The 22,682-nt window shown below is 35.1% G+C and carries 21 protein-coding genes; 7 read left to right on the forward strand and 14 right to left on the reverse strand.

The window, feature by feature from the left end:
• Positions 1-81: 81 nt before the first annotated feature.
• Positions 82-288, forward strand: a complete 207-nt coding sequence (locus NEH74_RS06605) for a hypothetical protein (RefSeq protein ID WP_055243574.1) — start codon at positions 82-84, stop codon at positions 286-288.
• A gap of 522 nt (positions 289-810) precedes the next feature.
• Here NEH74_RS06605 and NEH74_RS06610 read toward each other — a convergent pair.
• The 10 genes from NEH74_RS06610 to NEH74_RS06655 form a co-directional block, all read right to left on the reverse strand.
• Positions 811-1,350: a YtxH domain-containing protein gene (locus tag NEH74_RS06610; protein ID WP_055305344.1), complete on the reverse strand. Its 540-nt coding sequence runs from the start codon at positions 1,348-1,350 to the stop codon at positions 811-813.
• Between the two features lie 83 nt (positions 1,351-1,433).
• Positions 1,434-1,718: a hypothetical protein gene (locus NEH74_RS06615; protein WP_237252751.1), complete on the reverse strand. Its 285-nt coding sequence runs from the start codon at positions 1,716-1,718 to the stop codon at positions 1,434-1,436.
• A gap of 26 nt (positions 1,719-1,744) precedes the next feature.
• Positions 1,745-3,058 (reverse strand): UDP-N-acetylmuramate--L-alanine ligase, encoded by a 1,314-nt coding sequence (gene murC, locus NEH74_RS06620; RefSeq protein ID WP_055305343.1) that lies wholly within the window; start codon positions 3,056-3,058, stop codon positions 1,745-1,747.
• Between the two features lie 128 nt (positions 3,059-3,186).
• Entirely contained in the window at positions 3,187-6,030 is a 2,844-nt protein-coding gene (locus tag NEH74_RS06625) for a DNA translocase FtsK (protein ID WP_055305342.1), read from the reverse strand.
• A 120-nt stretch (positions 6,031-6,150) separates the two neighbouring features.
• Positions 6,151-6,465: a thioredoxin family protein gene (locus tag NEH74_RS06630; protein WP_055243578.1), complete on the reverse strand. Its 315-nt coding sequence runs from the start codon at positions 6,463-6,465 to the stop codon at positions 6,151-6,153.
• A gap of 20 nt (positions 6,466-6,485) precedes the next feature.
• A complete protein-coding gene (locus NEH74_RS06635; RefSeq protein WP_055305341.1) occupies positions 6,486-7,538 on the reverse strand; it encodes a hypothetical protein in 1,053 nt (350 codons plus the stop codon).
• Positions 7,539-7,603: 65 nt separating this feature from the next.
• Positions 7,604-8,119 carry a DUF84 family protein gene (locus NEH74_RS06640; protein WP_055305340.1) on the reverse strand — a complete coding sequence of 172 codons (516 nt, stop codon included), beginning with the start codon at positions 8,117-8,119 and terminating at the stop codon, positions 7,604-7,606.
• A 20-nt stretch (positions 8,120-8,139) separates the two neighbouring features.
• On the reverse strand, positions 8,140-8,793 hold the full coding sequence (gene trmB, locus NEH74_RS06645) for a tRNA (guanosine(46)-N7)-methyltransferase TrmB (RefSeq protein ID WP_055243581.1): 654 nt from the start codon (positions 8,791-8,793) through the stop codon (positions 8,140-8,142).
• Positions 8,794-8,970: 177 nt separating this feature from the next.
• On the reverse strand, positions 8,971-9,762 hold the full coding sequence (locus NEH74_RS06650; protein ID WP_055305339.1) for a PHP domain-containing protein: 792 nt from the start codon (positions 9,760-9,762) through the stop codon (positions 8,971-8,973).
• 38 nt (positions 9,763-9,800) lie between these two features.
• Entirely contained in the window at positions 9,801-10,535 is a 735-nt protein-coding gene (locus tag NEH74_RS06655; RefSeq protein WP_055305338.1) for a pseudouridine synthase, read from the reverse strand.
• 107 nt (positions 10,536-10,642) lie between these two features.
• On the opposite strand from NEH74_RS06655, the gene NEH74_RS06660 reads away from it, so the two are divergent.
• On the forward strand, positions 10,643-11,902 hold the full coding sequence (locus NEH74_RS06660) for a hypothetical protein (RefSeq protein WP_055243584.1): 1,260 nt from the start codon (positions 10,643-10,645) through the stop codon (positions 11,900-11,902).
• A gap of 27 nt (positions 11,903-11,929) precedes the next feature.
• Here NEH74_RS06660 and NEH74_RS06665 read toward each other — a convergent pair whose 3' ends face one another.
• Entirely contained in the window at positions 11,930-12,331 is a 402-nt protein-coding gene (locus NEH74_RS06665; RefSeq protein WP_055243585.1) for a hypothetical protein, read from the reverse strand.
• Between the two features lie 43 nt (positions 12,332-12,374).
• On the reverse strand, positions 12,375-14,021 hold the full coding sequence (locus NEH74_RS06670; RefSeq protein ID WP_055276193.1) for a polysaccharide biosynthesis protein: 1,647 nt from the start codon (positions 14,019-14,021) through the stop codon (positions 12,375-12,377).
• A gap of 313 nt (positions 14,022-14,334) precedes the next feature.
• On the opposite strand from NEH74_RS06670, the gene sspI reads away from it, so the two are divergent.
• The 5 genes from sspI to NEH74_RS06695 all read left to right on the forward strand — a co-directional run bounded on the left by sspI (position 14,335) and on the right by NEH74_RS06695 (position 20,594).
• Positions 14,335-14,553, forward strand: coding sequence for a small acid-soluble spore protein SspI (gene sspI / locus NEH74_RS06675; RefSeq protein ID WP_055243589.1), 219 nt, complete (start codon positions 14,335-14,337; stop codon positions 14,551-14,553).
• 819 nt (positions 14,554-15,372) lie between these two features.
• Positions 15,373-17,493 (forward strand): LTA synthase family protein, encoded by a 2,121-nt coding sequence (locus tag NEH74_RS06680; protein ID WP_082427809.1) that lies wholly within the window; start codon positions 15,373-15,375, stop codon positions 17,491-17,493.
• Between the two features lie 159 nt (positions 17,494-17,652).
• Positions 17,653-18,378, forward strand: a complete 726-nt coding sequence (locus tag NEH74_RS06685; RefSeq protein WP_262941213.1) for a PspA/IM30 family protein — start codon at positions 17,653-17,655, stop codon at positions 18,376-18,378.
• 67 nt (positions 18,379-18,445) lie between these two features.
• On the forward strand, positions 18,446-19,519 hold the full coding sequence (locus tag NEH74_RS06690) for a hypothetical protein (protein ID WP_262941214.1): 1,074 nt from the start codon (positions 18,446-18,448) through the stop codon (positions 19,517-19,519).
• 13 nt (positions 19,520-19,532) lie between these two features.
• Positions 19,533-20,594 (forward strand): SPFH domain-containing protein, encoded by a 1,062-nt coding sequence (locus tag NEH74_RS06695; protein WP_055277534.1) that lies wholly within the window; start codon positions 19,533-19,535, stop codon positions 20,592-20,594.
• Between the two features lie 164 nt (positions 20,595-20,758).
• On the opposite strand, the gene NEH74_RS06700 is transcribed toward NEH74_RS06695, so the two are convergent.
• Complete coding sequence (locus tag NEH74_RS06700) at positions 20,759-20,995, reverse strand: ASCH domain-containing protein (RefSeq protein WP_262941215.1); 237 nt, start codon at positions 20,993-20,995, stop codon at positions 20,759-20,761.
• Positions 20,996-21,251: 256 nt separating this feature from the next.
• Positions 21,252-22,385 (reverse strand): glycerate kinase, encoded by a 1,134-nt coding sequence (locus NEH74_RS06705; RefSeq protein ID WP_262941216.1) that lies wholly within the window; start codon positions 22,383-22,385, stop codon positions 21,252-21,254.
• Positions 22,386-22,682 lie beyond the last annotated feature (297 nt).

Genomic DNA, 22,682 nt, shown 5'->3' on the forward strand with positions numbered 1-22,682 from the left:
AACGACAAAATAAACTTTCTGCCTGTTATATAATTAATCTACCTCTTACAAGAAATGTTCTCCTTGAAAGTGAGGGATATAATGAAAGAATTATACATTCAGTATAGCTATTCCCATGAAGCGTGGGGAATCTATGATCCAGACATTGAGGACTTCATTCATTATCATCCATCAATGAAAGAAGTGGTAACATTCGCGTATGAATTAGCGCCACTTATTAAGCCGTGTAAAGTTAGTCTGATCCCTCAATATCTATTAACCACTTACACGATTTGTTATTGTTACTAACTCAATCGTTTGGACTTCGAAAAAAGAGTTGTATCTAAAAAGATACAGCTCTTTTTTTATTAAACTGACGAAATAATCCTTTTTAATTAGCGCAATATAACCTAGCGATCAATGTAAAAATAAAACTCCCGCTGCTATCGAGAAAACCTTAGCAACAATCCCTAAGATGAGTATACCTATTATCAGTCGTAGACCTACTATAATATAATACGTACCATCATACAAAAACTTAATACCCAACCGATAAGATGAAAGATAAACTGTAGTCCTATCGTTAATCATGCAATAGTGAAATCTTCATTAAGCCAGCTCGAATTTTAGGATTATTTAATTGTTTTGAGGCTTTAAATACACACTATTCCGCTAACTATTGTTCTAAAACCTACAATTCCAGAGAAATTCTAAAAAATCCTTTTATAACTCCAAATGGTCTGCAACTACAAAATATCCAAATAACAATTAATTATATAAAAAGGTTGTATCTTCATGACCTCTTGTCATTTAGAATACAACCTTTTTTAATTATTCACCTTGATTTTCTTCTGTTTTTGTTGCAATATCAACAACATCAGTTGCTACATTTTTAACTTCTTCTGCTACACTTGACGAAACAACTTTAGCATCATCAGAAACGCTTGAAACAACGGTTTTAACACCATCTACAAGATCTTTTGCATTATCTTTTACGGCATCAATAACAATTGTAAAGTTTTCCTCTAAATCATCTTGAACTAATTCTGCTTGATCTTTTAATGTTTCTTTCGCTTCATCTAAACGTTGAACCATCTCATTTAATTTTGCTTTCACATCGTTGACCTTTACTTCAAGATCAGCTTTAGATGATTCCCAGTCGAAGTTATTAACTACCTCTTTGATTTCATCTAATTTAGCAACAAAGGCCTCTTTTACATCTTCAACTTCTAAATCTTTAATTTTTGTTTGAACGTCATCTACTTTTTGCAATAATTCTTTTTGCATTTCTTTACCTGATTTTGGTGTTAATAATGCAACTGCTGCAGCTCCAAGAAAAGCACCTAAAACAAATACATTTCTTTTTTTCATAAAAAAACCACCTTTCTTCCTACAAAATATATGTTACCCATTTCAACGTATTCTATGAGACGTCAAAATAAATTATACCTCATTTATTGTCGTACACGATTGACTAAAGAAATGGCTTTAAAAATCCCTTGACCATTTGATACGGCTTGTGTGACATAGTCTTCTACTGCTTTTGTTTTTTCTTGAACATCTTCAACAATTTTTGAACTCTCATTCACTAATGTCGCTGACTCATTTAATAAACGAATCAATGATTTTAAGGTGAAGACTAAATAAATCGTTAAAACGATTAAACATGCAATTGCTGTTAGAATTAATAAATCCGATAATGTAAATGTTAATGTTATACCATTTGTTAATATAAGCATCTTTCCCTATCCTTTCAACCTTCATCCTAAGCTTCTGTGTTCCAAGGTAAGCGTGTATAAGCATCTTCATATTTTTTAATATCCCCAGCTCCCATAAAAACAACGACAGCTGTTGGATATTGATGTAACTGATTCACCGTTTCCTTCGTAATTAAATGTCCACTATGACATTTATCAATTAACGTTTGAATATCAACGGTTCCATTTGATTCACGAGCTGAACCAAAAATTTCTGTTAAATAAATATGATCTGCTAAGTTTAAACTTTCAGCAAACTCATTGATAAAAGCTGCTGTACGAGTGAACGTATGCGGTTGGAAAACGGCTACTAATTCACGATCTGGGTATTTTTGACGAACCGCTTTCAATGTCACTGAAATTTCAGTTGGATGGTGCGCATAATCATCAATGATGACTTGGTCGTGATGAGCTTTTTGAGCAAAACGTCGTTTTACCCCTTCAAATAATCGTAAATCTTTTTCAACGATTGATGGATTTAATCCTTCTAGATAGCAAACAGTAATAACAGCTAAGCTATTTAAAATCATATGATCTCCAAAGAATGGTGTTACAAATGTATGATAGAACTCTCCATTAATTAAAACATCAAACGTTGTTCCTTCTGAATTTTTTAACACATTTGTAGCAATCACTTGATTTGAAGTCTCAAAACCATAGGTCATGATTTTAGTTGAAGCTTTTAACTTTTTAACTTCTGGATCATCTCCACAAGCAATCACCATTTTTTTACACTGACTCACAAACGTATTGAAAGCATCTAAGACATCATCAATATCTTTGAAGTAATCTGGATGATCATGTTCAATATTTGTGATAATCGCATAATCAGGATGATACGCTAAGAAATGACGTTGATATTCACAGGCTTCGAATACGAAATATTCACTATTTTCGACACCTTTACCTGTTCCATCACCGATTAAATATGACGTCGGATGATTTAAACGTAAAACATGAGATAATAATCCTGTTGTTGTTGTTTTTCCATGTGTTCCTGAGATAGCGATTGAAGTAAATCCACCTGCTAAACTTCCTAAAAATTCATGATAGCGAACACATTTTGCACCTGTTTGTTTTGCCTGAATCACCTCAACGTGATCATCTTTAAAGGCATTTCCAATAATTACTGTCATATCAGGTTCAATATTAGATTTTCCAAATGGATATAAAGTCATTCCTTTAGCTTCTAATCCGATTTGGGTAAATAAAGTTTCCTCAATATCTGAACCTTGAACTTCATGCCCCATATCATATAAAATATGTGCCAATGCACTCATTCCTGAACCTTTTATTCCAATGAGATGATATTTTTCACTCATTCTAAACCGTCTCCTATCTCGTACTAAAGATTATTTCTTTACTATTATATCATTTATCGCCTATTTGGAAACCGCCTTTGAGTCATTATCAGACACAAAAGGCGGTTTCTTTTAAAGGCATTTAACTATTAAAATCGTGTTTGATCTTTCATGGCTTCAAATTCTTCACGAGAAATCTTAATTTCGCGTTGTTTTTGTGCACCTTGTGGTTCACCAATCCAGCCGTTCATTTCTAATGTATCAATAATACGAGCTGCACGATTGAAACCAATGCGTAATCGTGTTTGAAGGGAAGATACTGTTGCATGACCACGATCAAAAATAAAATTCATGGCATCATACAATAAAGGATCCGTATCCGATTGGATACTTGAGCTTCCCTTTTGGAACACTTCATCTGAAATTAAATACTTTGGTTTCCCTTGTTGTTTCACACAAGCAACGATCGCATCAATTTCATCACTTGAAATATAAGCACCTTGAACACGTTTCACTTTTGAGCCACTTGAAGACCAAAGCATGTCACCTTGACCAAGAAGATTTTGTGCCCCAGTTTCATCTAAAATGACACGTGAATCATTTGCTTGAGCAACTGCAAAAGCAATTCGGCTTGGAATATTGGATTTAATCGTTCCGGTAATCACATCTACCGTTGGACGTTGCGTCGCAACAATTAAATGAATTCCCGCCGCACGTGCCTTTTGCGTAATTCGCATAATACAGTCTTCGACTTCTTGTGCTGATACCATCATCAGGTCTGCCAACTCATCAATAACAATTAAAATATATGGAAGCTTCGCATAACTCATTTCAAATTCGTGTCGTCTTTCATTAAATGATTTAATGTCTCGTACTCCATTTGTGGCAAATAGTTCATAACGACGCTCCATCTCATCAACGGCCCACTTTAAACCTTGAGCTGCTTTGCGTTCATCACAAATCACAGGCGTAATTAAATGAGGAATAGCGTTATACGGTGCTAATTCGACACGTTTTGGATCAACTAGCATCACGCGAACATCTTCTGGACTTGCTTTATATAGCATACTGACTAATAGTGTATTGATGCAGACACTTTTCCCTGATCCGGTTTGCCCTGCAATGAGTCCATGAGGCATCGTTGAGATATCCGCATAAACAGGTTGTCCAGATACATCTTGACCCAGACCAATACAAAGCGGACTTTCATGTAAGATAAACTCAGGTTTTGATAAGATTTCCTTTAGAAAGACCATCTTACGTTTAGGATTCGGTATTTCTACACCAATGGTATTTTTTCCTGGAATAGGTTCAATACGTAATTCCTCAACTGATAGACTTAATTTTAAATCATCTGAAAGGCCTGTTATTTTATTTAGCTTCGTTCCAGATTCAGGCTGAATTTCAATTTGAGTAACCGTTGGACCTTGGGTATACTCTCCTGTTAATCGAACTTTCACTCCAAAATCAAGGAATGTCTGTTCTAAAATTTCCATTTTATTAACAATCCACTCTTCATCCATTGTTTCTGAATGAGTTGGCTCTTTTAATAATGATAAAGGTGGTGTTTCATAATAAATCGCTTCAACTTCCTCTTCTTCTATTCGAACTTGTTCTAACACTTCATCACAGAAGTTTTCATCATCAAAGAATTCGGATTCATCCTCTTCCGTGAACATCTCATCTTCTATTTCATCACTTAATGTCTCTTCAAGAGAGGCTTGCTCTTGAGAATGATTCAAAATTTGATCAAGCAGTGAGGTTTGTTTTTCCTCTTCTTGTAGAAGAGTTAAGACATCATCAATTCCTAAATCACTTACTTGTTCCTGATGAGCTTCATCTTCAGATAACAACGCCTCAAAAATCGAAGGTGCTTTTTCTTCCTCATTTAATAAAGATAAAACATCATCTAACTCTAACTCTTGAGAAGATTGAGCTATGGATGCCACAGATTTAGCAATCTCGCCGTCGCTCTCTTCGACTAACACTTCATCTTCATTCGCTTCTGAACCTATGATTTCGTCGTCAGATTCAACAGCAACTACTTCTGCTACTTTTTCTAATGCTTCATCGTCATTCACTTCTGAGGCGATAGTTCCCTCCTCAGATTCAATGATAACTTCTTCTGTGATTTCTTCTAACGATGTGATTTCTTCTTTCATCTCATCGATAGCTTCTTCAGTTAGTGGAGTCACCTCATCTACTTCGTCTCGTTCTGAAACGTCTAACACACCTTGTGCTTTATTAATGGTTTCAACGATGGTTTCAGCTAACTCTTTAACTTCACTAGCGATATCACTCAATAAACCATCTTTTATTTCATGAGTGACTGGTGCATCCACATCTTCCATTGGCACTTCTTCAACAATCTCTTTCTCATTATTTACAACGATGATATCTTCTGTTTCATCTGATAATGGTCGATCAATTGTTGTTTCGTCTTTTTCCAGTTCAATAGCATCGTTCGCAGTTGTAAAACTGGGACAAACTTGAGCTTCGTCTTCAGATTCGAAAAGCTCATGTAATTCATCATTGAGAACTGAGACAACTTCACTTCCCTCATCCCTTAGATGAGTCTCAATTTGTACCTCTTCAACCAAAGGCTTATCTTTGTTTTCTTCAACCATAGATGCTGTTGAAAGTTGATATTGACCGTGTGCTAAGTGTACCGTCTTTGGTTGATGAATACGACGTCCACTAATCGGTGACACGAATTCAACAGGTTTATAACCTGAAGCTTTGGATGATGAAGAAGTATTCATTCGAGACGAATTAGGTTGAGTACTAGTTGAAATATGTCTTTCTTTTTTCACGTTCACCTCTGGACTTAAAATAGCCTGAGGACGATCGACTACCGATTTTACAATAGGTTTTACGGTAGATTGAATCATTACCTTTGATTCATTTTTTGAGATTGGCTTTGGTGCTGGTGAAACTGTCACTTCATCCCCAAAGCCTACTTTCTCAATATCAAAAATTTTACGTTTTTTCATACTGTCACACCCTAAATTACCCAAATGTTTACTCTTAATTATACATGAAAAGGTTCTTCTTTCACAAGAAGGTTAAAAAAAATCGCCACGATTTTCATGGCGATTTTTCCTTATCTCTCATTACGCTAATGATTCAATGAATTCTTCAATTTGTTGACGTGTTTTACGTTCTTTATTAACGAAGCGCCCAACTTCTTGTCCACCTTTAAAAGCAACAAAACTTGGAATTCCGAAAATCTCTAACTCAACACATAAATCCATCAACTGATCACGGTTAATCGTATAAAAATTATACTGATTATACTTTTCTACGATACTTGGCATGAATGGTTTAATGACCATACAATCTGGACACCAATTAGCTGTAAATAAAATAATCGCATTTTCATTCATAATCACTTCATGATATTGTTCAACACTTGTAATTTCGTTCACGTTAAAAAACCTCCCTTGATTTATTCTTCACTTTCAGCTTGTGAAACTTCACTACGCTTATCACTACTGAAATCAAATTGAATCACTTGTTCATTTTCCATCGTTGACAATTCTCCATCAACAACCCCATCTGAATCTGTGGACTCAGTCGTTTCTTCATCTGATTGTGCTGCTACACCAGCTGATGTATCTTTTACACTTGTCACGGCAGCTTCAGCCGCTTCTGAATTTGAAGACTCGTCAGTAGAGCGTAAAGCTCCTTTTGCAGCCACTTGCGTTTCTGTTGTTAATGGTTCATATGACTCAACCGTACGTCCAACAACTAACATATTATAAGCTAAATACGGTGCTTCTTCATAGTCTATGATGGCTGATAGCTTTGCTCCATCAACAAAGACGGTTAATAAATATTTCTCAGGCATTTGCACTAACTGAACAAAGCCATTTTGTCCATCAATATTAAAGTTCTTATAAAAAACTTCTTCACCTGCTGCTTTATTTTCATCACGAAGTAAATAATAGGTATCGGTATCTTGTCCAATGACATTATATTGATTATTATAATGCATAATAACCTCATTACTTTTATACTTGATAATATCATTTACTCCAATGGACCATTTATATTGGAATTGTCGTGGAATATGATAGGCAACTGTTCCATTTTTTATATTGACTTCACTTCCTTGATATGCAAAGGCTGCTTCGATGCTATCGTCCATCTTAGCATGAAACGTGTCTGCTGTCACAACTGGTCTAGCCATATAAAGTAACCCAGCACTTAATCCAACGATGACCACTCCACTAAAAATCGTTGTCGCACGATTTAGGAATCGTAATTGAGAAGGTTTAGCTTCCATCATCATTGGTGCTTCATAGGTTGATGGTTCCATTTTCGTTTGAGTCAATTTATGTTTAATCGCATGAATTTTCAATTTATTTTTCAAATTTAATGCTTGTAATTTACGTTTTGATGATTTCGTTAAGTTAATAAATTGTTGCTTTATTTGGTTTGATGTCGTTTTCGTTTCTTCTGTTGTATTCACTGTCATATCTCTCTTCTGTTTCGACAAAAAATCGCCCCCTTATAGCATGATACAATCATATTATATCATAGGAGACGATTCTAACCAAATTTTTATTTTCGACAGCACTGCTGAGCATATGTGTATTGTCCCCATAATAAGCGAACAATATGACTAAAATTGTCTTTGCGATTAAAGAAGTCTGCTGTCAAAATTCCAATTGCACCTTCGTTTGAACGGACATTTTGACGTTTTGAATAACCATCGATCACATCGCCAAGTTCGGCTCCCGCTTCAAGAGGAGCAATTAACTCAGTAGGCAATGGTAGACGTGTCCCACCTGCATAAAAGGTCTGACCGTCTTGAGTTTTTAATACACCCCAATTAACAAGATATAACTGTTCATTTAAATACTCCACACCAGCTTCTAATCCGATCCCAATCTGACCAAAATTTAAACAAGCTTCTGCTCGATTACTCGCTCCAGCGACTGTTTCTGCGTCACTAAAAGGTTGATTAGAGACACCACTAGGAACATTAGTTCCCATGACCTCTTGTCCTATTGGTTCTAAAACTTCTTTAACAGCAGTCACTTTTACTTGATTCGTTGAACCAACAATTACCTTCATAAATCATTCCCCTTTTTTGATTAAGCTTTTGCTTTGAATTGAGCTTCTAAACGATAAATTGGTTGCCCTTTAGCACTGAACTTTTGCTCATACTCTGTCATAACATTCCAATCTAAATCTTCACGTTGATGTAAATCTAACGCTACATCTCTTAACCCCATTCCATACTCTGTTACACTGACTAATGAATATTCAAACAATAAACGATTATCTGTTTTGAATCGAAGATATCCTTCTGGAATGGTAATATGTTCATATAACTTTAAAAAGTTTTCATGTGTTAAACGACGTTTCGCATGACGTGGTTTCGGCCATGGATCTGAGAAGTTTAAGTAAACACCTTCCACTTCATTTTCTTCAAAAATATTAGTTAAATCTTCTGCATCAATTTTTAATAGCTTTAAATTTGGAAGTTCTCCTGCTTCAAGTACTTTTTCTAATGCACGAACCATAACAGAGTCAAATTTTTCAATCCCGATGAAGTTTAAATGGGGATTTTTTTGTGCCATTCCAATAACGAATTGCCCTTTTCCCATTCCAACTTCAATATATAAAGGTTGATCTTTTTCAAAGACTGATTGCCAGTTTCCTTTTAAGGCTTCTCCATTTGGAATAACGATTTCCGGATGAGCTGCAATTGTCTCAGCGGCACCTTTTACTTTTCTTAAACGCATACTATCACCGTTGCCTTTCTCATATGTCTAAGTCGAAATTATCGACGAATTTTACTAAATTTTGATTTTTTTACACGACTGCTATTGTATCATAACTTTTTCAAATTGTGAACGTTCCTTGGTCTAGCAAGCCTTTAAACATAAAGAAGACCACCTTAGGTAAGGTGGCTTTTAGGTTTATTTAAACGGTAAAGTCTCCATCACTAGCTGACCAAACGGACGGTTTGGTCCATACGTATGATGAAAATCTGATCCTGTTGTCTGAATTAATTGATACTTCTTCGTTAATTGATCAATCATCTCATAATCATGCTCATCGTGATCTGGGTGATATTTTTCGATGCCATCCAATCCGACAGCCACTAAATCCGGAATTAAATCATACGTTTTGGATTGTCCAGGATGTGCCATAACGGCCACTCCACCATCTGCTTTAATGGCTTTTACTGCCTCTTCGGCATTAACGTATGTAATCACACGATCACAAATCCCACCTTTTTGAAATAGTGGTTTCAACTCTTGGCGATGATATCCCTTACTCGTTAAGACATCAAAAATATGTTGCTTGTACCACGCCGTCGAATCTTTCGCTTTTTGAGCGACCTCATCCATCGTTAAGTTATATCCAGCCTTAATCAATTGTTCCACTTGCCACTTTGTATTAGCATCTCGACGAGCGTTAATAGGATCAACTAAGGCTTTAATATGTGGGGCTTCTAAATTAAAATGATAACCTAAAATATGAGTTTTTTTCTGACGCTTAAAATCATATGCACTAATCTCAATTCCTGGAATCACTTCAACGCCAATCGCTTTCCCAAACTCCATTGCTTCTTTTAATCCAACAACGGTATCATGATTTGTAATCGCCACATGTGTTAATCCACGTTCTTTGGCCAGTAATAACATCTCTTTTGTACTTAATGAACTATCTGAGATGGTTGTGTGAACATGCAAATCAATTCTCATTCTAACCTCACCTCATCCTCTTAGCTAGATTTTTTCTCTTAATGAGTCGCCTCAGCTTTTAAACAATCTAGTTCTTTATCCGTTAATTCACGATACTCACCTAACGCTAATGATTCATCTAGCTCTAAGCCTCCAATTGCTAAACGTTTTAGATAAACCACTTTACATCCTACGCTCGCAAACATACGCTTCACTTGATGGAATTTCCCTTCTGTAATACAGATTTCTACCGCTGTTAGGTTATCGACTGGTCCTAAAACTTTGACTTTCGCTGGCTTCGTCATAAATGCATCATTGTTTCCATCTAAAATTTCAACACCGGCTTCTAACTGATTAATTGATACGTCTGTTAACTCACCTGTCACATGTGCAACATAACGTTTAAATACGTCTTTTTTCGGTGAAATGATTTCATGAGCTAACTTTCCATCATTCGTTAATAACACTAAGCCTTCTGTATCACGATCTAAACGACCAGCAGGTGCCACATCAAACATTAAATAATAATCATCTAATAAATCAATCACTGTACGATAATCACGATCACGTGTCGCACTTAAACAATTTTGTGGTTTATTCATCATTAAATAAACAAATTCACGATATTCAACCACTTCATCAAACACCGTAACAACTTGTTTACTTAAATCAACTTTTTGCTTCGCATCTTTAGCAATCACACCATCTACTTTTACCACTTTTGATTTTAATAATTTTTTAACTTCCGTACGTGTCCCATATCCAGTATGAGCTAATAATTTATCTAAACGCAACGCTAGTTCCTCCAATTTTATCTAAAACTTTTTTAAACAAAAATATCATAACACAATCGAGAATTCTTTCATAGTATATAGTACCAATAGAAAGGAGGGCTTCGCCCATGTTTGGTAAACTTAAAAAACAAAAATCAAGATCGCCTGTCGAGGAAATGGAGCAGTTCTATTTAAATCAATTTTTAAATAATCCAAAAATCCCTCCTCAAGGATATAATGGTATGCCTCAAAATGGACCAGGCCTGAATCCAATGATGGGACCTAATAATAGTACAGGCCCTCAATTTCAAGGTCAAAATGGAATGGGCACACCAATAGGAGGATTTAATTCAATGATAAATAACGGTTTCAATCAAAATCAAGTTCCCATGGCAGCCAACAACTTTATCCCTAATCAATTACCAATGATGAATAATAACCTTAATCCCAATCAAATGCCAATGATGAATAACAGTTTGAACCCCAACTCCTATCCAATGATGGAGAATAATTATAACCAAACTCCTATGATGAACAATTCAACTAATACTCCTTATTCTATGATGAACAACAACGTCAATTCTAATCCACTTCCAATGATGAATAATAGTTACAATCAGAACCCATACACGATAATGAATAATAACTTCCAGCAAACGCCTCAAATGACTAATCCGATGAATACCAATCCTTATAATAATTTTAATACCAATCAACTACCGATGATGAATAATCTTAATACGAACCAACTTCCAAACAATAATAACAACTTCAACCAACCTCAAATGCCTTCATTAATTAATGATACCATCAACTCTAATATCGGAGCTGAACCGTCTCCTAGCACTTCATTTCCTGGGCAATTTTCATTCAATGACTTCTCATTTTCTCAGCCTGTTCAACAGACTCTCCCCGATTTAACGCCATCTCTTGAAGACTTAACAGGTACAAATATCTTATCAAATCAATACTTCCGTCCAAATCCTGTGCCAACAAGTGCATCTGGAGCGGGAGCACAAGCCGAAAAAGAAATTCAAAATGTGACACCATCGACACCGACTAATAATCCTACACTAACACCTACAAATGCAGTCGGCTCAACCAATCCAAATATTCCAACGATGCCAACAAATTCAGCTGTGCTATCACCCCCACCACCAACATCAGTTACTGATACACTGCAATCAACACCTGTCGTTCCTATTCAAACACCTCAGTCTTATCCTAGCAATCAGCTAGCAACTTCTGTCAATCCATATCCAAATTATTCAGCAATTAATAATCAAAACATCGATATTTATGACGTTAAAAACAAAGTGGATAACATTAATATTCGCCTTCGAAAAGTTGAAAGTTATCTCGGATTCCGCCCTGAAACAACGATATAATAAAAAACCGCCATCATTAGCGGTTTTTTATTCATAATAGCTTGGACCAATTTGATCTCTGTATTCCTTTAGAATATTTTGTTTATACAATTCATTGACTTCTTTTTCAATCGCTTGTTTTTGATCGGGTGTAAATATTTTATCAAGATCTTCAATAATTTCATACACGATTTTTAAAGCGGCATCATAATCAATTAATGATTCTTTTTGAGAAAGTGGCTCTAATGTGCTCATCACGGGCTGTGTATCCTCTGCATAATCAGATAACCATGATTTGACGTGATCAGTGACTCTCATAGCCGCGGAGGCTAAAACTGTAATATTTTGTTGTGCTTGATCCGTTAATTGAACTTTGGTTCGAATACCACCTGCAAAGAGGAAATATGCCACTCCAAGTCCAAGTGTAAAATAGATTAATGCTCGCTTCATCCCATCACCTTCAAACTAAGCTATCTTTTGAGCTTAGTATGACCTAGCGACGACGAAGTATGCGCTCTTTTAATTGTTTTGGTGAAAATTTCATTCCAAATAAAGCCGTAATTAAATCGAAGTACCAAGCTAATCCAAAATAAGCTAGAACTCCAATGAATCCCGCGATTGCTACATAGATATACGATAACATATGACGTGCATTATAATCCATGAATAAATCAAGAATAAACTTCACAGCAATAACGAATAAAGCCATGATTCCTGTAAAGACGAAGATTGCAACTAATCGGCGAAGTAATTGTGAAACTTTGAATCCTGTTTCACGTTTAATCACTATTAAACTCATTGTGATACAGAACGTATAGGCGATCATCGTTGCCATTGTTGCTCCATCGGTTTGGAAAATAGGAATTAAGAATACATTTCCGAGATATTTAATAACTAATGAAACACCTAAGAAGATAATCCCATACCATTGCTTACCAATTCCTTGTAAAATAGCTGTCACAATACTATATAATGCCATGAATAGTCCTAATAATGATCCCAATCTAAAGATGTCTCCACCCATTGCATTATAACCTGGTGTCGACGAATTAAAGAACATAATATAAATCGGCTCTGATAACAAAGCCATTCCGACAACAGCTGGAACCGTAATGAAACATGTTAACTGAATAGCTAACACTAAATTCTTACGAACAGACTTCATATTCCCAGCTGTTAAATGATGTGTTAACTCTGGAATTAATGGCTGTCCAAATGAAATAGCAAATGAGACCGGAATCATAATAATCTTATATAAAGATCCTGCATACATACCATATGAATCCTCAACAATAACACCATCTAATCCACTGACTAACATATAGTGATTATACGTTGTTTGATCGACGATTTGAAACAAATTAGTGGCCAATCCTAAAATAGCAAACGGAATCGCATATGAAATTAATTCTGTAAATAAATTCCCATAATTTCGCGGTTCATGGGGAACTGATTTTCGAAGAAGCTTATTATAATGCTTCACATTTTTTATCCAATAATAATATAAAATTAAAAATGCAGTAATTCCAGCTAGGAATGCCGAAAAGACAGAAAAACCAACCGCTTCTTTTGTACTTCCACCTTTAATATTTATAATATAGTAAGATCCTGCTAAGATGAAAATAATACGAACGACTTGCTCTACAAACTGAGAAACTGAAGTCGGAATCATATTTTGATTTCCTTGGAAGAATCCCCTAAATATAGCCATGACCGGAATAATTAACAAGGCAAAACTAATCGTTTGAATAGCCATTGTTACATCTTCAATTGAATTTGCTAACTCTTTTTGTCCAGCTAAAACAACTTGTGCATACCATGGTGCTAGATTATACATGGTTAAAAATCCTAGACAACCTAATCCAACCATAAACCAAATCGCATATCTAAACATTTTCCGAGCAGTATCATACTCTCCTGCTGCATTATATTTCGAGACAAATTTCGCAATTCCAACAGGAATTCCAAGAGTTGATAAACTAATAAATAACGCATATGGTGTATATGCATAATTATAAAGTGCCATCCCTGATGTTCCAACTAATTGTTGAAACGGGATCACATAAAGAATTCCAAGGAATTTGGTGGCAAACATACTAATACTTAAAATCATTGCCCCCTTTAAAAAGCGATTCCCCATATCTTCGACCTACTTTCTTTTCTTAACACCGCATGTTTACACGGTTTCACCATATTATTTTACTATAACTCTACAAACTTTCCAAATAAATTTAATTAGATATAAATTCTCTTGTTTTTTCTATATTTATTTATATAGACCTATCTGATGCTCAAGATTACTCTAACAGTTCACTCAAATCGTCTCTCTTAAGCTTAACCTACTGCACTAGTATATGTTGCTCATCTATAAAAATTTCAAATAATAAAAATATGTATAGTTTTCCAAAATGGTGAAAAACTATAACGAAAGAAATTTTTATGAGGTGATGATCATGAACTTCGATTTAAGAAAAGCTGTTATTGCAAACTTAGATGACTCAAACTATGATGAAATCCGTGAAACGATTATTGATGCGATTGAATCTGGAGAAGAAAAAACACTTCCTGGATTAGGAGTTATGTTTGAAATCTTATGGAATGGAAGCAATGATTCAGAAAAAGAAACAATGGTTTCACGTATTACTCAATGTTTAAAACCAAAGGCTCTTTAATTTAAAAAGTAGAGATGATTCTCTACTTTTTTTAGTTACTAACATTTTTTATCAGTAACTTTATTTTCTCATATTATAAGGATAGAAAATTCCCTCAGTTATTCAGTTCCTACTTCACCTCTCCCTTTTGAATAAATTATCATATACTGTCCCTCCATGATCAATAACGAGGTCACGAAATAAAAAAATACCTATCAAATTAGACGTTCCCTTTATTTAAGTTTTTCATAATATACTGTTGGCTATTGATTCTAAGAATCTTACTTCTATATCTCTGTTACTTTTATCTTATCATTAAACGTTAAAGGGATGATTCATTTAACTTTATCAGCTCTTCCCCCCTTACTTATAAAGTTCCAATTTGATTTAAAAATCATTTAGTTATTACCTTTAATATAAATACACCTATTTTAAAAATTATAACTTCAATCCGATCGGGAACACTTAGTCAAGAATGAATCTTTATTGTACTTGCTAAGATATAAAACTTAACAGAAATTTTACATTTTATTAACAAAAAACGACATCCACTTATAAAAACACCAAAAGAAGCGGTTACATTGTTCTTTATTTTTTTGCCTAACTCTTAACATTTGTATGAATTTAAAAAAGCCACAAATAGAAGATGAATTTTTATTTTCAATCTGTATAATAATTACTTGTACTCATTTCTCCTAAAATTTTCTAATTGATTTTATGGTCGGTCGTTGTTAAAATGTCAGATGGACTACTTTAAGATTGGATATGGAAATAATTGTTTTAAAAACACCTCTTTGAGTCCACTCAAACTCATAGAGTATTTATTTATGGGGGTCTAATATGAAAGAAATTATAAAAAAGTATTTATATAATTATTATTTTCTATGTATCGCCTCGGCGTTCGTCATTAACTTTCTAATTGAAATCTTTAGCCGTCACTCGATTGTGGCTGCATTCAATTATTTAATCCACTCACCCGTGGTATTTACTTATAATGTCTTATTAATCTTACTAACCTTTTCACTGATTTTATTGGTCCGTCGAAAATTCTTTGTTTTCACTACTATTTCACTTATTTGGTTAGCAGGAGGAATTACCAACGGAATCGTTTTAAACAATCGTGTCACTCCATTTACGGCAAACGAATTAAAATTAATTTCATCAACCTTTGATATTTTAGAAAAATACTTCTCTAAGTTTCAAATTGGATTAATTGGGGTAGGGATTGCTCTTGCGATTATTGGAGTTATTATTGCGTTCTTTAAAGCACCAAGATCAAAAAATAAAGTTAACTACAAAAAAAACATTCCACTTTTCGCTGCTGGAATCATTAGTTTTGTACTTTTGACACAAGGTGCCTTAAAAGCAAATATTATTTCTGATTATTTCGGAAACATCGCTTTTGCTTATTTAGATTACGGATTCCCTTATTGCTTTACTAATACGTTATTAAACACAGGGATTAAACGACCGGTAAACTATACACAAGCAACTATTGAAAAATTAGCGGAAACGCTAATGAATTCTGAAGATTCTTCTAAATTAGATAATTCAAATTTAGTTGCAAGTAATGACAATAGTATGGTGCCACAAAAGCAAGCACCAAATATTATCATGCTTCAATTAGAGTCATTCTTTGATCCAACACACATGATCGACTTAGAATTCTCAGAAGATCCTGTTCCAAACTTCAGAAAATTAAAAGAACAGTTCTCTTCAGGTTATTTAAAAGTTCCTTCAGTTGGAGCCGGAACAGCAAACACAGAGTTTGAAGTCATCTCAGGAATGAACCTAGAATTCTTCGGTGCTGGAGAATATCCATATAAAACAATCTTACGTAAAACAACGGCTGAAAGTATTAACTATGACTTAAAGGATTTAGGTTATTCAACACATGCCATTCATAACAACAAAGGAACCTTCTATACTCGTCAAAAAGTATTTAAAATGTTAGGGTTTGATACCTTTACTTCAATCGAATATATGAACATTGAAGAAACAACCCCACTTGGTTGGGCGAAAGATAAATACTTAACAAAATCAATCGTTGATGCTTTAAAATCAACAGAAGGTCAAGATTATATCTATACGATTTCGGTTCAAGGTCATGGTGATTATCCAACGACTCCAGTTGAAAATCACTCTAAAATCACAGTCAGCGGATTAGATGATACCGAGCGCTTAACCTCATTTGAATACTTTACAAATGAGATTTATGAAATGGATCAATTTATCGCCGAGTTAATCCAAGCCCTATCATTAATAAATGAAGATATTATCCTTGTTATGTATGGGGATCACTTGCCGACATTAGGAATTGAAGACGCTGAATTATCAAATGGTGACATCTTCGAAACAGAATATGTTATTTGGAACAACTTTGGCTTAGAAAAACAAGATGCTGATATTGAGGCTTACCAATTAGGTGCTCATATCTTAAATCAACTTGTCATTCATCATGGAACATTAATTAACTATCATCAACAATATAAAGATACTCCTGATTACTTAAATAATCTTAAGTTATTACAATATGACATGCTATACGGTGAACGCTATATCTATGGTGGCGTGAATCCTTATGAGCCAACAAAAATGCAAATGGGGGTTAATGAAGTTTTGATTTCAGAAGTTTATAACGATGAAGACGGTAATTTCATTGTAAAAGGTCAAAACTTTACTGAATATAGTCGTGTAAAAATCAATGACACCGCTCATGAGACAACTTACATCGACCCTAATACATTAATGGTATCTGATTATACTTTAAATGAAGACGACCGATTTGCGATTCAACAAGTGACGGTCACTAACCATGTCTTAAGTACTTCTGCAAAATATAAAGTGGGTCAAGAAGAAGAAAACAATCAATTTTATGACCAAGGATTTGAAGAAGGTTATATGGCTGGTTATCAAGCCGCTTTAGAAGCACTTGGACAACCTGTTCAAGAAGTAGAATAAAATAAGAGCCTCCCCTCTTTGAGGGGAGATTTTTTTATACCTAAATGATACCGTTAAAGTCACATTTTTTCTTGTGAAATTCATTCATTAGAATTCTCCTAATATTTTCGTTCTTTTACTCATATACTGTTATTGATCATGAGAACGAGGAGTGGTTTTGTGTCTATTTTAAAACGTTTTTCAGATATTATGTCTGCGAATATTAATGCCCTTCTAGATAAATGTGAAGACCCTGCTAAAATGGTTGATCAAATTTTACGAAACTTAAATGATGACTTAGGAAAAGTTAAAGCTGAAACAGCATCTATTATGGCTGAAGAAGCTCGTGCAAAACGCGAATTGGATGAGTGCAATAAAGAAATTGCTAAATTATTAGATTATGCTAAACGTGCCATTGAAGCGGGAAATGATGACGATGCTCGCCTTTTCTTATCAAAAAAAGCAACACTCACAGAAAAACAATCCACACTTGAACAAAAAGTACAGCTTGCTTCATCTAATACTTTAAAAATGCGTCAAATGCACGATAAACTGGTAAGTGAAGTTAACGAACTAACTGCTCGTCGTGATAGTATTAAAGCAAAAGTAGCGACAGCTAATATGCAGCAACGTATTAATGAACTTGGAAGTTCACTTAATAGTTCAAAATCAAACTTAGGGGCTTTTACTCGTATGGAAGAAAAAGCAAATCGAATGTTAGATGAAGCAAATGCAATCGCCGACTTAAATGCTGTACCTAAAGACGATATTGAATCATTAATGAATAAATATGATACGAAAACCTCTTCATCTATCGAAGATGAACTTGCTGCTTTAAAAGGAAATCGTTCATCCACTATTGATCATGAATTAGCAGCTTTAAAGGGTTTAACGAATAAAGAATAAGTTTAAAAAGCCATAATCGGTTGTAGTTTTTTTAAGCTACAACTTTTTTACCATAGGGAGTGAGAAAATGAGCGAAGAAAAGCAAGAAGATATCCAAGTGTTCACCTGTGAAAATTGTGGGGGAAATATGGTGTTTGATATAAAATCACAAGCTTTGAAGTGTCCGTACTGCGAAACAGAAGTAGCGATTGATCATGAAGGGGAAGTTCATGAATATGACTTTTCTAATGTGAGTACTCTCGAAGAAAAATCAAATTGGAATGAAGATGTCGAGGTCATCACTTGTGAAAGCTGTGGTGCCGAAACTGTTGTTGATAAACATATTACGGCGCTGCATTGTTCTTATTGCGGATCCTCGCATGTTCTAAAAACGAAACAATCAGCTGGGATTAAGCCTGAAGCTATTCTTCCCTTCAAAATCGAAAAACATCAAGCAATGGAGGAACTATCAAAATGGGTCAAATATCGCTGGTTAGCTCCAAATGATTTAAAACTACTTTATCAAAGTGATAAACTTCAGGCTGTCTATGTCCCCTATTGGACATATGATGCAAATACGTCTAGTACCTATACGGCTAGAGGCGGCCGTTATTATTATGAAACTCGTGAAATCAATGGAAAAAAAGAGCAAGTTCAGAAAGTTCGTTGGTATTCAGTCAGTGGTCATCTTCATCAATTTTTCGATGATATTTTAGTAAATGCTTCTCATCATTATAGTGATACGATTATGTGTGGAGTTGAACCTTTTAATACTGATCGTGTAGAACCCTATCGAAGTGAATATATCTCTGGCTACATGGCTGAACGTTATAGTCTAAGTGTTCAAGAAGGATTCACTTTTGCTAAACAGAAAATAAATCGTGAGCTCGAAGAAGCTGCCCGTTTAGAAGTTCTACGTTACTACGATACTGTCAGTGGAATTCATGTCCAAACCCATTATGATCATGTCACCTTTAAACATGTCCTTCTTCCCATCTGGACCGCTACTTATGATTACAAAGGTAAACAATATCAATATATTATTAATGGAGAAACTGGACGCATTCATGGAACCTATCCCTATAGTTGGGTGAAAATCACTATCTTAATCATTTTAGGAATCATTGCAATCTACTTCATTTTTGTTTATTTTAATAGTTAAGGAGTGTTAACGTATGGGTTTATTCAATAATCAATTTGCTAATGTCATTGAATGGAACGAGTCTCGTGACGATGTCATCTTTTGGCTTTGGCGTAACAAAGAAATTAAGCGTGGGAGTCGCCTCGTTATTCGTCCAGGACAAGATGCTATTTTCTTATATAATGGAAAAATTGAAGGAATCTTTAAAGATGAAGGAAATTATGAAATCGAGTCTGAAATCATTCCTTTTTTAACCACATTAAAAGGATTTAAGTTTGGATTTAACAGTCCACTTCGAGCAGAAGTTTTATTCGTGAATACGAAGGAATTTTTAATTCGCTGGGGAACTAAAAGTGCGATTAATATCCCAACACCAAGTTTAAAAGGTGGACTACCTATTCGCAGCTTTGGAACATTTACGGTTAAAGTTAATGACTATCTTGCTTTAATTGACCGTATAGCAGGTGTGAAGCAACAATTTACTGTGGAGGATGTAAAAGAGCGCGTTTTATCTCAACTCGATCAACTTTTAATGCGTTGGATTTCAAAAGAAGGAAAAGACTTATTCAATTTACAAGTAAATGCTTATGATATTGCTCGAGGAATTAAAAGTGATCTTGATATGGAATTATTAAAGTTAGGTCTAACTGTGACTGATTTCACAATTTCAAGTTTTACTTATCCAGAGAACGTTCAAAAGATGATTGAGAAAACAGCTTCCTTCGATATGGTCGGTGATATCGCACATTATCAACAGATGAGTATGATTGAGTCGATGACTGAACATCCAAATAGTTCGATGGCATCCATGGCTCAAACAGGAGCTGGGATGGCTATGGGCGTTGAAATGATGAAGCAAATGACGTCTATGATGACTAACACATCAACAGCATCACAAGCTCAACCATCTACTACCCTTTCCTGTCATCAATGTGGACACAAACTAAGCCCAAATGTAAAATTCTGCCCTGAGTGTGGGACCAAAGTCCAAGCATCACCACCCCCATCAACCGGCTATAAATTCTGTCCTGAATGCGGGACCCAAACAACACCAGATGCAAAATTCTGTAATGAGTGTGGTCATAAATTGTTCTAATCATATTAAAAAAACGTCTTCAAAAACAATAGAAGACGTTTTTTCTTTTACTTCCAAATCACTTTAAATTTTTCACACACAATCAACATATTTTCATCAAAGACTTGTTTACATTCTGCTAAGGCTTCAGTAAAAAATGCTTGATGACTCTCCCTCCAATCACCTCAACTTTGATTCCCTTCTCCTTCTTTATATGCATGTTTTTTACTAATTAAATTAAATGAAGTCGTATAAACTTTAGTTGTTAGCATAATACACTCTGCCTCATTTTTACTATTACATAAAATACTTAACTTCCCGCCTTGTGGAAGTGCTGCTCCTTCCATCTCGTAAAAACAAAAAACAGATGAAGTCGCAGTCTTCTTCTCCGCCTTCACAAGTTGTACCAACTCATCTGCCATTATATCCGTATTCCCGAATGAAAAAACTTCATAAGTTAATGCTCGATAGTTTAGATAGTCTTGTATAGGCCTTTCCCACATTTGTTCTGCTATATTCCATCTTACCTTCTCTTTAAATATAATCTCTCTCTGAAAACATTCTTCTGTGATCCTATCAACCATTTAAGACAATGTAAAAATATTATACCTTGAAGTTAATAATGATGTAAATAAAAGGTTATGATGAGGAAAAGTACATTGATTTCCTTGTTTTACCTTACTTGATTGCTTTAATCAAATTAAAAATCTGTTCTGTCGTTTGTTTTATATTTTCAAAAGCGATCTCCGGTTTCATTGCTTCTTCTAATGACATCGGATGATTAACAATAGAGAAATAAGCATCAATGCCTTTTTTATGACATGCTGTTGCTTCTTTTGTTGTTGCTCCTGCTAATCCAATCACTTTACACCCATATTTTTTTGCTAATTTGGCAACACCGATCGGTGCTTTCCCCATTGCCGTTTGATGATCTAACCGCCCTTCCCCCGTTAACACATAATCGGCCCCCTTAAGCACCTCTTCCAACTTTGTCTCTTCTAAAATCAGTTGGACTCCTGATTGTAATGTTCCATTTAAGAAGGCAGTAAAAGCAAATCCAAGACCACCTGCTGCTCCTGCACCTGGTAAGTTAGCAAAGTCTGCTTTTTGATCCCCTTCAACTACACGTGCAAAATGACGTAATCCGTCATCCAACGTTTTAACGATTTCAGGTGTTGCACCCTTTTGCGGAGCATAAATATAAGCCGCTCCTTGTTCTCCATACAATGGGTTAGTGACATCACACGCAATCTTAAATTCACAGGATGATAATCCCGGTAAAACATCTGACGCATCAATTGAAACAATTTGACTTAATCCTTGTCCTCCTTGCACCACTTCTTGTCCATTAGCATCTAAGAATTTGTATCCTAATGCCATTAACATTCCAATTCCTGCATCATTCGTCGCTGATCCCCCAATTCCAATGATGAACTTCTTACATCCTGACTCGACACATGCCTTAATCATTTCGCCGACACCATAAGTTGTTGTCACTAATGGATTGCGCTTTTCTGTTGGAACTTGAGGTAATCCCGCTGCTTGTGCCATTTCAATGACAGCCACTTCATCAATTATCCCGTATTGTGCGATGACAGGTTCATAAATAGGACCTGTAACTTGTATTGTTTTTAACCTGCCATTCAATCCACAAACTAAAGCTTCTGTTGTTCCTTCTCCACCGTCAGCCAATGGTTTAACAATCACCGTTGCCTCTGGATTCGCAGCTAAAATCCCAGCTTTAGCTGCTTCTCCTGCTTCCATTGAACTTAAACTTCCTTTTAGCGAATCCATCACTACAACAGCCTTCATTTGAGTCACTCCTTTACTTTTTTTGTTACTAGAAGATTGTTCTAATCAACTATCCCTTAAATTAACTCAAAAAATATTCTATATAGAAACCGAAATGTATTTCACATTTCTAGAATCAACCTTAGTTATCAAAAAACTTTGGTACTGGTTTCCCTACCCTACGTAACGAAGTTCGTAACTTTCCTCCGCTGATAGGGTATGGGTTCCCTGGCATTTTCGAAGAAAATGTATCCTCAATCCGCTAATAGTTTTTATGATGTGAAAAACTTATCGGGACTTATATATATATAAACAGAA

Source organism: Turicibacter sp. GALT-G1, assembly GCF_025594995.1.
Classification (GTDB): Bacteria; Bacillota_I; Bacilli_A; order MOL361; family Turicibacteraceae; genus Turicibacter; species Turicibacter bilis.